The organism is Allokutzneria sp. NRRL B-24872, from assembly GCF_002155965.1.
Taxonomy (GTDB): domain Bacteria; phylum Actinomycetota; class Actinomycetes; order Mycobacteriales; family Pseudonocardiaceae; genus Allokutzneria.
The window spans coordinates 33,713-49,390 of record NZ_MUMH01000086.1 but is presented as its reverse complement, the minus strand read 5'-3'; the positions used below and the strand labels follow the sequence as shown (position 1 = coordinate 49,390).

Here is a 15,678-nt window from a genome sequence, read left to right as displayed (position 1 = left end):
GTCCGTCCTCGGAGAAGCTGGTGGGGGTCAGCGCGAGCCGAGCTCGTTGTCGATGAGCTCGAACATCTCGTCGTCGCTGATCACGCCGATGTCGTCGGCCGCGTCGGGGGAAGCGGCCTGGGAAGCGCCGGTGTCGGTCCACTTCCACAGCAGTGCCTTCAGCCGCGCGGTGACCGTGTCGCGGACCTTGTCGCCGGGATCGATCATGGCGAGGGTGGCTTCCAGGCCGTCCAGCTCGTGCAGCACGGGCGGGATCTCGGTGACCGCCTCGATCGCGAGGTTCCCGCGCAGCAGCCGGGCGATCGCGATCGGGCTGGGGTGGTCGAAGACCAGCGTGGCCTTCAGCCGCAGCCCGGTGGCCGCGTTGATCCGGTTGCGCAGCTCCACCCCGGTCAGCGAGTCGAAGCCCAGCTCGCGGAACGCGCTGGTCGCCTCGATCGTCCCGGCGTCGCCGAGCCCGAGGGTCGCGGCGGCCTGCTCGCGGACCACGTCCAGCAGCACCCGCTCGACGTCGGCCTCGTCCAGTCCGGCCAGGCGCCGCATCAGCGCCGAGGACTCCTCGGCAGCCTTCGCCGGGCTGACCTCGCCGACCACACCGCGGAACTGCGCGGGCATCGCTGCGGCCCTCGCCATCGCCCGCAGGCCGGGGATGTCCAGCCGCGCGGGAACGATCACCGGGAGGTCGGCGGCGACCGCGCTGTCGAAGAGCGCCAAGCCCTCCTCGGAGGAGAACGGCACGACACCGGCGCGCGCCATCCGGCCGCGGTCGGCGTCGGTGATCCGGTCGCCCATGCCGCCGTTGCTCATCCACAGGCCCCACACGAGCGAGGTCGCGGGCAGCCCCTCGGCGCGCCGACGCAGCGCCAGCGCGTCCAGGAAAGCGTTGCCAGCGGCGTAGTTCGCCGCACCCGCACTGCCCAGAACACTGGACAGCGACGAGAAGAGCACGAACGCCGCGAGGTCCAACTCGCGCGTCAGTTCGTGCAGGTACTGCGTCCCGTCCACCTTGGGGCGGAGCACCGTCTCCATCCGCGCCGGGTCCAAAGCGGTGATCACGCCGTCGTCCAGCGCGGCGGCGGCGTGCACAACGGCGGTCAGCGGGTGCTCGGCCGGGATCGACGCGAGCAGGTCCTCCACCGCGCTGCGCTCGGCGATGTCGCAAGCCACAACGGACACGTGAGCGCCGAGCCCGGTCAGCTCGTCGTGCAGCTCGACCATCCCGTCGGCGTCGAGCCCGCGACGGCTGGTCAGCACGAGGTGCCGAACTCCACGCTCCACCACCAGGTGTCGAGCGAGGACCATGCCCAGCCCACCGGAAGCACCGGTGAGCAGGACCGTGCCTGCCGGGTCCCACGCCCTCGCACTGTCCGAAGCGGCAACCCGACCGAAGCGCGGCGCGTAGAGCTTTCCGCCGCGCACGGCGATCTGCGGCTCCTCCAGCGCGGCGATGGCTCCGAGCAGCGGTTCGAAGCCCTCACCGTCGACCAGCAGGAACCGGTCGGGGTGCTCGGACTGCGCGGACTTCACCACCGCCGCGGCGCAAGCCTGCGCGGGGTCCGGCAGTTCCCCGTCGAGCGCGGCGGCTCCGTTGGTCACCACGACCAACCGGCCGTCCTGCTCGTCAGCGATCCACTCCTGGACCTTCGCCAGCGTGTCGTTGACGACCTCGCGAACCGAGCCCTTCGCGCAACGGTGAACCACGAAGTCCGTAGCGGAGTCCACAGTGGACACAGGCTGCGAAACCCACTGAACGTCGAACATCCAGTCCTGGCCGGCCGCCCGAGCAGCAACGATCTGCTGCGGCGAAACCGGCCGAACCACAAGAGATTCCACAGAGGCGACCGGGAAGCCGTGCGTGTCAGCGACCTCGAAGGCCGCCGCGCCCTCGCCGACCGGACGAACTCGGACCCGCACGGTACTCGCTCCCGGCGAGTGGATCGACACGCCGTTCCACGCGAACGGCATGCCCATGCCTTCAGAACCGCCGGAGCCGCCAGCCAGCGTCAGCGTCTGCACGACCGCGTCGAGCAGCACCGGGTGCAGGCCGTAGGAGTCGGCACGGGCGCGCTCAGCTCCGGGCAGCTCGACCTCGGCGAACAGCTCGTCGCCGCGCCGCCACGCCGCACGCAGTCCCTGGAACGCCGGACCGTAGTGGTAGCCCAGCGCGGAAAGGCCGTCGTAGTGACCCTCCACCGGGATCTGCTCACTGTCGGCGGGCGGCCACGACACCAGGTCGAACTCCGGCTTCGGGGTCTTCGGCGCAAGCACTCCGGTGGCGTGGCACGTCCACTGTGGACTGTCGACCTCCGTGCTGCGCGCGTGGATGCTCACATCGCGGTGGCCCGAACCGCTCGCCGCGCCGACCTGAACCTGAACCTGCATCGCGCCCTGCTGCGCGACCAACGGCGCGTGCAGAGCCAACTCCTCCAAGTGCGCGCAGCCGACGTGGTTCCCGGCCTTCAGCGCGAGTTCCACCAGAACGCTCACCGGCAGCACCACGACGCCGCCGATGGAGTGCTCGGCGATCCACGGCTGAGTGGTCGGCGAGAGCCTGCCGGTCAGCAGAACACCTTCTCCCCCAGCGGTTTCCACCGTCGCGCCGAGCAGCGGGTGATCGGCGGTGTCCAGCCCGGCGGCGGTCACGTCGAGCGCGGAACCGCCTTCGAGCCAGTAGCGCTGCCGCTGGAAGGCGTAGGACGGCAGGTCGATCCGCTCCGCCTCCGGGCCGAACACCACGGACCAGTCGACCTTCTGCCCGTGGGTGTGGGCGTGCGCGAGAGAGGTCGCGAAGCGCTCCCAACCACCCTCACCACGGCGCAGCGTGCCGACGACCTTGGGCTCCCCGCCAGCGGCCTCAACGCTGTCACCGACGCCCATGACCAGCACCGGATGCGGGCTGACCTCGATGAACAGCTCGTACTCCTGCTCGGTCAGCTCCTGGACCGCCTGCTGGAAGCGCACGGTCTCACGCAGGTTCTGGTACCAGTACGCCGCGTCGACCTCCTGGCCCGCAAGCCACTCGCCGGTGACCGTGGAGAGCATCGGCACCTCGGCCTTGCCCGGCTTGACCCCCGCCAGCGCTTCCAAGACCTGCGTGCGGACGTCCTCGACGTGCACCGAGTGCGACGCGTAGTCCACCGGGACCCGCCGAGCGCGAACCGATTCGCCCTCGCAGAAGCCCATCAGCTCGTCCAGAGCGTCCGCGTCGCCGGAGACGACCGTGCTCTCCGGGCCGTTCACCGCAGCAATGGTGATCTTGCCGTTCCACCGGCTGACCAGCTCCACCGCACGATCATGGGGCACCGCGACGGACACCATGCCACCACGACCGGACAGGTCGAGCAAAGCCTTGCTGCGCAGAGCAACCACGGTCGCGGCGTCCGCAATGGACAGAGCTCCGGAGACGCACGCGGCGGCGATCTCCCCCTGCGAGTGACCGATGACGGCAGCGGGCTCGACGCCGCTCGCGCGCCACAGGGCGGCCAGCGAGACCATGATCGCCCACAGCACGGGCTGGACCACGTCCACCCGCTCCTCCATCGCGGGCGCGTCAGCGTCGCCGCGCAGCACGGAGATCACCGACCAGCCCACGAGCGGGGCGAGCGCCTTGTCGCACTCCGTGAGCCGGTCGCGGAAGACCTCGCACGTGTCGAGCAGGTCCACTGCCATCCCGGCCCACTGCGAACCCTGGCCCGGGAAGACGAAGACGGCCTTGGCGGGGCGGGTCCCGGCGGTGCCGTGCACGATGCGCGGACTGGCCTCGCCCTCGCTCAGCGCGCGGAGCCCGTCCAGCAGCTCCGCGTGCGAGGCGCCGAGCACAGCGGCTCGGTGTGACAGCGCGGAACGCGTCGTGGCGAGCGAGAAGCCGGCGTCGACCGGGTCCGGCGCCTCGCCCTCCTTCAAGAAGTCGAGCAGCCTGCGGGCCTGCGCGCGCAGCGCCTCCTCACCGCGGCCGGAGATCACCCACGGCAGCACCGGCGCGTCCGGGCACAGCAGAGCCCCCTGCCGCTCAACGGTTTCCGCTTCCGGAGCTTCCTCGATGATCACGTGGGAGTTGGTGCCGCTGACCCCGAACGAGGAGACACCGGCGCGACGCGTGCGCTCGCCCGGCTGCCACGCCGTCGACTCGGTCGCCAGGCGCACCGCGCCCGCGCTCCAGTCGACCCGGCTCGTCGGCCTGTCCACGTGCAGCGTCCTGGGCAGAATCCCGTTGCGCAGCGCCATGACCACCTTGATCACGCCAGCGACACCGGCCGCCGCCTGGGTGTGGCCGATGTTGGACTTGACCGAGCCGAGGAGCAGCGGCTCGGCGCGGTCCTGGCCGTAGGTCGCGAGCAGCGCCTGCGCCTCGATCGGATCGCCCAGATTGGTGCCGGTCCCGTGCGCCTCCACCACGTCGACGTCCTCAGTGGACAGTCGTGCGCTGGACAGCGCCTGAAGGATCACGCGCTGCTGCGAAGGACCGTTCGGCGCGGTCAAACCGTTGGACGCGCCGTCCTGGTTCACCGCCGAACCCCGTACCACCGCGAGCACCGGGTGACCGTTGCGACGCGCGTCGGACAGGCGCTCGACGAGCAGCAGGCCCACGCCCTCGGACCACGACGCGCCGTCTGCCGCGTCGGAGAAAGCCTTGCAGCGACCGTCTTCCGCGAGCCCGCGCTGACGGCTGAACTCCACGAAGGACGCTGGGCTGGACATGACGCTGACACCGCCCGCGAGCGCCATCGCGCACTCGCCGTTGCGCAGGGCCTGGACCGCCATGTGCAGCGCCACCAACGAGGACGAGCACGCGGTGTCCACCGTGACCGCCGGGCCTTCGAGCCCGAACGTGTAGGCGATTCGGCCCGAGGCGACGCTGCCGGAGTTTCCGGTGCTCAGCAGGCCCTCGACGGACTCGGGCGTGGTCTCCAGCCGCGAGGCGTAGTCGTGGTACATCAGGCCGGCGAAGACCCCGGTGCGGCTGCCTTTCAGCGACGTCGGGTCGATGCCCGCGCGCTCGAACAGCTCCCACGAGGACTCCAGCAGCAGCCGCTGCTGCGGGTCCATCGCCAGCGCCTCGCGCGGGGAGATCCCGAAGAACGCGGCGTCGAACTCGGGAACGTCGTGCAGGAAGCCGCCGTGGCGCGTGTAGACCTTGCCCGAGCGCTCGGGGTCGGGGTCGTAGAGCCCGACCAGGTCCCAGCCGCGGTCGGCCGGGAACTCCGAGATCGCGTCCCCGCCGTCGGCCAGCAGCCGCCACAGGTCCTCCGGCGAGCGCACCCCACCGGGGAAGCGGCAGCTCATCGACACGATCGCGATGGGCTCGGTGTCCCGGTCCTCCAGCTCCTGCACCCGCCGCCGAGCCTGCCGCAGGTCGGTGGCGGTCCGCTTGAGGTAGTCCCGAAGCTTGTCCTCGTTCAACATCTGGGTCCGCTCCTTCGGCCGCGCGGTCAGGAAATGCCGAGCTCGTCGTCGAGCAGGTCGTAGAGTTCGTCGTCGCTGGCCCCGGCGAAGTCCCGGTCGGTACCCGGTTCCGGCTCGGACTCGGTGCCGTTCCAGCGGGTCAGCAGCGACTGCAGGCGCATGGTGATCTTGATGCGGGTGACCTCGTCGGCCTCGGCGGCGGCCAGTGCCGCGCCGAGCCGGTCGATCTCGGCGAACAGGTCCTCGCCGGAGCCGCCGGGCAGGTCCTTGAGCACTTGGCGGGCCAGCGCGGTCGGCGTCGGGTGGTCGAAGACCAGCGTGGCGGGCAGCCGCAGCCCGGTGGCGGTGGCCAGCCGGTTGCGCAGCTCCACGGCGGTCAGCGAGTCGAAGCCCATGTCGTCGAAGGCCTGGTCGGGCTGGACGGCGCGGGCCGAGTCGTGGCCGAGCACCGCCGCGACCTCGGCGCGGATGACGTCGAGCACGGCCTTCTCGCGCTCCTCCTCAGCGAGCCCGGAGATGCGCCGCGCCAGGGACTCCGTGCTCCCACGCGCGGCCCTGCGGGTCCTGGTCTCGACCAGTCCGCGCAGCAGCGGCGGGACCGGCCCGTCCTGGAGCCGCATCGCCGCGAGGTCCAGGCGCACCGGCACGACCACCGGGCGGTCGAGGCCGAGGGCGGCGTCGAACAGCCGGATTCCGTCCTCAGTGGACAGTGGGAGGACTCCCCCGCGCGCCAGGCGCTTCCGGTCGGCGTTGTCCATGTCGCCGGTCATCGCGCTGGTCTGCTCCCACAGGCCCCACGGCAGCGAGGTCGTTGGCAGACCCAGTGCGCGGCGGTGGCCCGCGAAGGCGTCGAGGAAGTGGTTGGCGGCGGCGTAGGCGGCCTGGCCCGGCGTGCCGAAGGTGCCCGCGAGCGAGGAGAACAGCACGAGGGGCACGTCTCCGGCCAGGTCGTGCAAGTTCAGCACCGCGTCCACCTTGGGACGCAGTACCGCGCGCACCCGCTCCGGGGTCAGCGATCCGAGCACGCCGTCGTCGAGCACGCCCGCGGTGTGCACGACCGCGCTGACCGGGGTCCTCGCCAGCGCATCGGCGAGGGCGCCCCGGTCAGCGACGTCACAGGCCGCCCACGTCACCTCGGCACCGAGTTCCACCAGCTCGGTACTCAGTTCCACAGCTCCCGGGGCGTCGGCGCCGCGACGGCTCATCAGCAGCAGGGAACGCACACCGTGCTCGGTGACCAGGTGGCGCGCGAGCAGCGCACCAAGGGCACCAGACGCGCCCGTCAGCAGAACCGTTCCGTCGCCGAAGCTCAGCTCGGCCGCGTCCTCCGCGACAGCGACCCGCGCGAGTCTCGGTACCAGTAGGGACCCGTCGCGCACCGACACCTGCGGTTCCGCCAAGGCCAGCACCGTGGGCACGAGTGGGTCGACGTCCGCGTCGGAATCGAGATCCAGCAGGACGATCCGGTCCGGGTTCTCCGACTGCGCCGAACGGAGCAGCCCCCACACCGCCGCGTGTGCCAGGTCCCTCGTGGTACTCGTGACCACCACGAGCTTGCGCGGGTGATCAGCGGCCAGCCACTCCTGGACCTCGGCCAACACCGACGTGACGACCTCGTGAACGTGCGCGGCGTCATCGCTCCCCGCGACGGGAACCACGATGACATCGGACTCATCGTTCACGGCGGACGGCTGAGCGATCGGTGTCCACGCGACCTCGTAAAGCGAATCCTCCGAGCGCTGCCGGAGCTGCGCCTGCGAAACGGCTCGCAGCGTCAACGACTCCACCGAAGCGACCGGAGCGCCCGTTTCATCAGCGATGGCGAGGGACACCGCGTCGCCACCGACCGAAGACAGCTTCACGCGCAGCGTGGAAGCTCCGGTGGCGTGCGTAGCGACGCGAGCCCACACGAAGGGCAGCAGCGGCCCATCGGTGTCCTGCACCAGACCGCCCACGCCCAGCGCGTGCAGAGCCGAGTCCAGCAGCGCCGGGTGCACGCCGTAGGACTCAGCGTCCGATTCCTCGCTCAGCGCCAGCTCGGCGTAGACGCCGTCGCTGCCCCGCCACGCCGCGCGCAGGCCCTGGAACAGCGGCCCGTAGCTCAGGCCGATGTCGGCGAGGCGGTCGTAGAAGCCGTCGAGATCGATCCGCTCGGCGTTCAGCGGCGGCCAGTCGGTGAGGTCGGCATCCCCCTGCACGGTCCCGTTCGACACCGCGCCGGTGGCGTGCCGGGTCCACGGTCCCTCGTCGCCGTCGACACGGGAGTGCACCGACAGCGCGCGCCGACCGGCCTCGTCCTCCGGGCCGACCCACACCTGCACGGCCACACCGGCGTCCTCGGGCATGATCAGCGGCGCTTCGAGGGTCAGCTCCTCCACCAGGCCGCATCCGACCTGGTCAGCGGCGGTCGTGGCCAGCTCGACGAATCCGGTACCGGGTACCAGAACCGCGCCGAAGACCGCGTGCTCAGCCAGCCACGGGTGCGTGCGCAGCGACAGCCGCCCCGTCAGCAGGCGCCCGCCCGAGTCCGGCAGGTCCACCGCCGCGCCGAGCATCGGGTGCCCGGCGGTACCGAGTCCCGCAGCGCGCACGTCCCCGGCCCGGGCCTGGGACTCCAGCCAGTAGCGCTCGTGCTGGAAGGCGTAGGTCGGCAGGCCGATCACGTTCCCGGCGGGCAGGACCGAGTTCCAGTCCACCGCCGCGCCGTGCGCGAAGGCCTGCGCCACCGCGCGGAGGAACTGGCGGCGGCTGCCTTCGCCGCGGCGCAGGGTGGACGCCGCGACGGCGGGAGCGCCACGGTCCTCGATGGTGTCCTGAACGCTGCCCATGAGCACCGGGTGCGGGCTGACCTCGATGAACAGGTCGTGCCCGTCAGCGATCGCGGACTCGATGGCGTTGTGGAACAGCACGGGCTCGCGGAGGTTGGCGTACCAGTACTCCGGCCCCAGCTCGGTGGTCTCGACCTGCTGGCCGGTGACCGCGGAGTAGAAGCGCGCCGTGCCCTGGAGCGGGTTGACCTCGGTGAAGCTGTGCCGCCCGGCCTCCTCGATGCGGTCGATGTGCGGGGAGTGCGGCGCGTAGTCCACCGCCACCTTCCGGGCCTGGATACCGTTCTCGGCGCAGTGCGCGAGCAGTTCGACCAACGCGTCGTTGTCCCCGGCGACACCCACGCTGGAGGGGCCGTTGACGACAGCGACGCAGATCTTGGCCGACCACGGCGCGATCAGCTCCTCCGCCGCGCTCGCGGAGAGGGGGACGGAGACGATGCCGCCGATTCCCGTGATCGCCGTAACTGCCTTGCTGCGCAACGCAACCACGCGCGCGGCGTCCGAAAGGGACAGCGCCCCGGAGACCGCCGCGGCGGCGATCTCGCCCTGCGAGTGGCCGATCACCGCAGCAGGCTCGACGCCGAAGGACCGCCACAGCTCCGCCAGCGACACCATCACGGCCCACAGCACAGGCTGGATCACGTCGATGCGCTCCAGCAGGTCCCCGGCGTCACCACGCAGGACCTCGGTCAGCGACCAGTCCACGAACGGCTCCAGTGCCCGCTCGCACTCCTCCACGCGCTCGCGGAACACCGGCTCGGAGTCCAGCAGCGCGACAGCCATGCCGACCCACTGCGAACCCTGACCCGGGAACACGAAGACGATCTTCCGGCTGGTGGCGGCCGTCCCGCTCACCACCTCCGCCGTCGCGTTCCCCTCCGCGAAGGCCGCGAGCGCACGGCGCAGTTCCTCGGAATCCGCCCCAACGATCGCGGCGCGGTGCTCGAACGCGACTCGGCTCGTAGCGAGCGACACCGCGATGTCCGCCGATGAGGCGTCCACAGTGGACAGAAGCTTTGCCTGCGCCTTCACTGCGGCATCGGACTTTCCCGACACCACCCAGACGACGTCCTCGCCCGGCGTGGTCTCGACCTCCGCCCGGTTCTCCGGCGCCTGCTCGATGATCACGTGCGCGTTGGTGCCCGAGACCCCGAACGAGGAGATGCCCGCGCGCCGCGTGCCCCGGCGCTCCGGCCACTCCTGGCCCTCGGTGAGCAGTTCGACCGCCCCTGCCGTCCAGTCCACGTGCGAGGACGGCTCATCCACGTGCAGCGTCTTGGGCAGCACCCCGTTGCGCATCGCCATGACCATCTTGATCACGCCACCGACACCGGCGGCGGCCTGCGAGTGCCCGATGTTGGACTTCAGCGAGCCGAGCCACAGTGGACGGTCGCGGTCCTGCCCGTAGGTCGCCAGAACCGCCTGCGCCTCAATGGGATCGCCGAGCTTGGTGCCCGTGCCGTGCGCTTCCACGGCGTCCACATCGGACGGCGCGAGCCCGGCATTGGCCAGTGCCTGGCGGATCACGCGCTGCTGCGAAGGGCCGTTCGGCGCGGTCAAGCCGTTCGACGCGCCGTCCTGGTTTACCGCCGAACCCTGTACCACGGCGAGGATGTTGTGGCCGTTGCGCTTCGCGTCGGACAGGCGTTCGACCAGGATCATGCCCACGCCCTCGGACCAGCCCGTGCCGTCGGCCGCCTCCGCGAACGCCTTGCAGCGCCCGTCCGTTGAGAGCCCGCGCTGACGGCTGAACTCGACGAACACCGCCGGGCTGGCCATCACGGTGACACCGCCCGCGAGCGCCATGTCGCACTCGCCGTTGCGCAGCGCCTGAACCGCGAGGTGCAGCGTCACCAACGATGACGAGCACGCGGTGTCCACTGTGACCGCCGGGCCTTCGAGACCGAAGGAGTAGGCGATCCGACCGGAGGCGACGCTGCCGGAGCTACCGGTGGTGAGCAGGCCCTCGATGCCCTGGGGCAGCTCTTGGAGCCCCTGTGCGTAGTCGTGGTACATGAGGCCGGTGAACACGCCGGTTTGGCTGCCGCGCAACGAGTTCGGGTTGATGCCCGCGCGTTCGAAGGCTTCCCACGAGGTCTCCAGCAACAGTCGCTGCTGCGGGTCCATCGCCAGGGCCTCGCGCGGGGAGATCCCGAAGAACCCGGCGTCGAAGTCAGCCGCCTCGTGCAGAAAACCACCGTCGCGGACGTAGGACTTGCCCGAACGCTCCGGGTCGGGGTCGTACAGGTTCTCCACGTCCCAACCGCGATTGCTCGGGAACCGCGAGATCGCGTCGGTGCCGGAGAACACCAGCTGCCACAAGTCCTCCGGCGACCGCACACCGCCCGGGTACCGGCACGCCATGCCCACGATCGCGATCGGTTCGTCTGTGGCCCGCGCGGTCGTGACTCGCGTCGTGGTCGGGGTCGCGCCGACAAGCTCAGCACTGATGTGACGGGCCAGCACGGCGGGCGTCGGGTGATCGAAGACCAGCGTCGCCGGGAGCCGCAGACCGGTCGCGGCAGTGAGCCGGTTGCGCAGCTCGACGGCGGTCAGCGAGTCGAACCCGAGGTCCTGGAAGGCTTGGTGCGCTTCGATTCCCTGTGGCGAGGCATGCCCGAGCACCGAGGCTACCTCGGCGCGCAGAAGGTCCAGCACGGCCTGCTCGCGATCCGTCGGAGCGAGCGCGGCCAGGCGCTCGACGAGCGAGCCCGCCGCCTGGGCCACACGGCGCGTCGAACCGCGCACGAGCCCGCGCAGCACTGCCGGAACGTCACCGCTGAGCGCGGAGGTGTTGAGCCGGACGGGAACCAGCACCGCGTCGTCGAGCCCCAAGGCGGTGTCGAAGAGCCGCATACCGTCCTCAGTGGACAGTGGAAGCACGCCACCTCGCGCCATGCGTGCCCGGTCCGCGTCGCCCAGGGACTCGGCGGACTCCCACAGCCCCCACGCGAGCGAAGTGGCAGGCAGGCCGAGCGATGCGCGGTACTGCGCGAAGGCGTCCTCGAAAGCGTTGGCGGCGCTGTAGTTCGCCTGTCCGGGGTTGCCGAAGATCCCGGCGACGGAGGAGAAGATCACGAACGCGGTGAGGTCCCCCGCGAGCTCGTGCAGGTTGAGCACGCCGTCGACCTTGGGCCTCAGCACGGACTCCAGCCGCTCCGGCGTCAGCGCTTCGAGCAGGCAGTCGTCCAGCAGGCCGGCGGTGTGCACGATCGAGTCGACCGGCGTCGCGGTGAGGACTTCGGCCAGTGCCTCGCGGTCGGCCACGTCGCAGGCCGCCCACGTGACGTTCGCGCCCCACGCCGTCAGCTCCGCGTCCAGCTCGATCGCGCCAGGCGCGTCCGCGCCTCTCCGGCTGACCAGCAGCAACTCGCGGACACCGCGCTCGGCGACCAGGTGCCGCGCGACGAGCGCGCCCAGCGCCCCCGACGCACCGGTCACGAGCACGGTACCGAGTTCCCGCACGAACTCCTCGCTCTCGGCCTTCGCCGTGAGGCGCGGCGCGAGGAGCTGGCCTTCGCGCACTGCGACGCGGGGCTCACCGGTGGCGACAACGGCCGGAGCCAGCTCGACGGCTTCGGCGAAGTCCTCGGCCTCGACCAGCACGAAGCGTCCCGGGTGCTCCGCCTGCGCCGACCGCACCAGGCCAGCCGCCGTGGCGTGCGCTAGGTCTTCGGGGCGCGTGGCCAGTACGAACGTCGCGGCGGAGTCCTGGTCCAGCCACCACCGCACGGCTTGGAGCACGTCCGTGGCGACCTCGCGCACGCACTCGGCCGCATCGGCGGCTGTGCCGTCCGGACAGGCCAGCACCACGATGTCCGCCTCGGTGACCGTCAGGGACTCGGTGTCGCGGAACGCCTCGACGGATCGCGATTCCACGGCGGACGGAGTCCCAACAGAAACCCAGTCGAGCACGTACAGCTCACGGCGCGCCCGCAGCTGCTCCCGTGAGACCGCGCGCAACGCGAGTGAGTCCACCGAGGCGACCAGCTCGCCGCGACCGTCAGCGACCGTGATCGACACCGCGTCGGTCCCGGCAGGGGTCAGGCGCACGCGCAGCGTCGAGGCCCCGGCCGCGCGCAGGCTCACCCCGGACCAGGTGAACGGCAGCAGCGGCCCGTCAGCGGTGATCAGCCCGCCCGCGCCGATCGCGTGCAGCACGGAGTCGAACAGCGCCGGGTGCAGCAGGAACTCGGAGTTGTCCGCCGTGGACAGTTCCACCTCGGCGTACACCTCGCCGGGTGCGCGCCACACCGAGCGCAGCCCCTGGAACACCGGCCCGTACCCGAGGCCGAGCCCGGCGAGCTCGTCGTAGAAGTCGTCCAGGTCGACGGCCTCGCCCTGCGGCGGCCACACGGTCAGTCCCTCGGTGGCGGGCTCCGCCGTGCCGAGGAAACCGACCGCGTGCCGGACCCACGGCAGCTCGGCCTCGCCCTCGGGCCGAGAGTGCACCGTGACCTCGCGTCGCCCGGAGCCGTCCGCCGCGCCGACCCACACCTGCACGGCGACGCCTTCGCGCTCCGGCAGCACGAGCGGTGTCTCCAGCGTCAGCTCGTCCAGGAGGTCGCAGCCGACCTCGTCCCCCGCGCGCACAGCCAGTTCCACATAAGCGGTACCCGGTACCAGCACGGAACCCAGTACCGAATGGTCCGCGAGCCACGGGTGGGTGCGCAGTGAGATCCGCCCGGTCAGCAGCCACTCGTCGCCCCCGGCGATCGACACCGCGGCGCCCAGCAACGGGTGCTCGGCGATCCCCATGCCCGCCGCGCGCACATCGCCCTTGCCCGCGGGCGCCGGGTTGATCCAGTAGCGCTCGTGCTGGAAGGCGTAGGTGGGCAGGTCGACCTTGCTGCCTCCGGGCAGGAACGCCGCCCAGTCGACGTCGACGCCGTGAGCGTGGAGCTGGGCGAGCGCGGTGACGACCGCCTGCGGTTCCGGCCGGTCGGCACGCAGTACCGGGACGGTCACGGTGTCATCCAGGACGCCCTGCACCATCGCGCTCAGCACGCCGCCCGGCCCGACCTCCACGAACCGCGTGACACCGCGTTCGTGCAACGTCCGCACTCCATCCGCGAACCGCACCGCTTCGCGCACGTGCCGCACCCAGTAGTCGGCGGAGTAGCTGTCGATCTCCGCTCCGGTGAGCGTCGAGACGATCGGGATCTCCGGCGCGTGGAAGGTGATCCCCTCGATGGCGCGCGCGAAGTCCGCCAGCATCGGCTCCATCAGCGGCGAGTGGAACGCGTGCGACACCTTCAACCGCGAGGACTTGCGTCCCTCGAACTGCGCGACAACTCCCAGAACAGCCTCTTCGGAACCCGACAACACGACCGACGACGGTCCGTTGATCGCCGCAATCCCCACACCATTCGTCAGCAGCGGCAGCACTTCCTCCTCGGAAGCCTGCAAGGCCACCATTGCCCCACCAGCCGGGAGCGCTTGCATCAACCGCGCGCGAGCACCAACGAGCGTCGCCGCGTCCTCCAGCGACAACACTCCGGCCACATGTGCGGCCGCAATCTCGCCAATGGAGTGCCCGGCGACCACATCAGGCCGAACGCCCCACGACTCCAACAGACGGAACAGCGCCACCTCCAGGGCGAACAAAGCAGGCTGAGCATTGCCCGTCTGATCCAGATCAGGCGACTTGACGTCCACCGTCAAGTACTCGACGACCTCCGTCCAGGCAGCCGCGAACGCCGGATACGTCTCAAACAGCTCCTGCCCCATGCCCACGCGCTGCGAGCCTTGGCCGGAGAACACAAAAGCGACCTCGCCGCCAAGGTCGGCTCGCCCGCGCACGACATCGGCAGCGGACTCGCCAACGGCCAGAGCAGCCAGGCCCGCGCGCAGAATCTCGCGGTCGTCGCCCACGACAGCGGCGCGGTGCTCCAACGCGGCCCGCGTGGTGGCCAGCGAGAAGGCGACATCGACGGCCTGCGCATCGTCCACAGAGGACAGAAGTCGGGAAGCCTGCTCGCGAACCGCCGCCTCGGTCTTGCCGGAGAGCACCCACGGCACGACCGCCTCCACAGGAGCCGACAGCTTGCCCTCAGCAGCGGGCGCTTCCTCCACGATCACGTGCGCGTTGGTGCCGGAGATACCAAAAGAGGAAATGCCCGCGCGCCGCAGTGACTCCCCCGGCGCCCACTCCTGGTTCGACGTCAGCAGCGACACCGCGCCCGCGTTCCAGTCCACATGAGAAGTCGGTGCGTCCACGTGCAAGGTCTGCGGCAGCACTCCGTTGCGCAGCGCCATGACCATCTTGATCACACCGGCGACACCGGCGGCGGCCTGCGTGTGGCCGATGTTCGACTTGATCGACCCCAACCACAACGGCTCCGACCGTCCCTGGCCGTACGTGGCCAGAAGCGCTTGCGCCTCAATCGGATCACCGAGGCGCGTGCCCGTGCCGTGCGCCTCCACAGCGTCCACATCGGACGGTTCGAGACCAGCGGCGGTCAACGCCTGGCGAATCACCCGCTGCTGCGAAGGACCATTCGGCGCCGTCAAACCGTTCGACGCGCCGTCCTGGTTCACGGCCGAACCACGCACCACAGCAAGGACTTCGTGCCCGTTACGCAGAGCATCGGACAAGCGCTCCACCAGTAGCAGGCCGACACCCTCGCCCCAACCGGTGCCGTCAGCACCCTCAGCGAAGGCCTTGCAGCGACCATCGGGAGCCAGGCCGCGCTGACGGCTGAAGCCGACGAACGTGGCGGAGCCGACCATCGCGGTGACGCCGCCCGCGATCGCCAGCGAGCACTCGCCGTTGCGCAGGGCCTGAGCCGCCAAGTGCAGTGCTACCAAGGAAGACGAGCACGCGGTGTCCACGGTGACCGCAGGGCCTTCGAGCCCGAAGGCGTAAGCGATGCGACCGGATGCGACGCTGCCGGAGGTGCCGGTGCCCAGGTAGCCTTCAAGATCCTCCTCGGCGTTCTGGAGCATGCCGAGGAACTCGTGGTTCATGACCCCGGCGAAAACCCCGGTCTGGCTGCCCTTCAACGACATCGGGTCGATACCCGCGCGCTCGAAGACCTCCCACGAGGACTCCAACAGCAACCGCTGCTGCGGGTCCATCGCCAACGCCTCGCGCGGGGAGATCCCGAACAGCCCGGCATCGAAACCGGCCAGGTCCTCCAGGAAAGCCCCGGAGCGGGAGTAGCTGGTGCCGCGGCGTTCCGGATCGGGGTCGTAGAGGGCGTCGAGGTCCCAGCCGCGGTCCTCGGGGAAGGCCGACACCGCGTCGCCGCCGGAGGCCAGCAGCCGCCACAGGTCCTCGGGCGAGCGAACCCCGCCGGGGTAGCGGCAGCTCATGCCGATGATCGCGATGGGTTCCCCGGCCCGCTCGGTGCACTCGCGGAGGCGGTCGCGGGTCTCCTGGAGATCAGCGGTGACCCGCTTCAGGAAGTACCGGAGCTTCTCCTCATTCGACACCAAGAACCGC

Annotated in this window: 2 protein-coding genes; both read right to left on the bottom strand. The window is 70.8% G+C overall.

Annotation, left to right across the window (positions count from 1 at the left end; translation table 11 throughout):
• Nucleotides 1-27 precede the first annotated feature (27 nt).
• Nucleotides 28-5,400: an SDR family NAD(P)-dependent oxidoreductase gene (locus tag CCN37_RS22720; RefSeq protein WP_371504782.1), complete on the bottom strand. Its 5,373-nt coding sequence runs from the start codon at nt 5,398-5,400 to the stop codon at nt 28-30.
• A gap of 29 nt (nt 5,401-5,429) precedes the next feature.
• Nucleotides 5,430-15,668, bottom strand: a complete 10,239-nt coding sequence (locus CCN37_RS22715) for a type I polyketide synthase (protein WP_086824396.1) — start codon at nt 15,666-15,668, stop codon at nt 5,430-5,432.
• Nucleotides 15,669-15,678 lie beyond the last annotated feature (10 nt).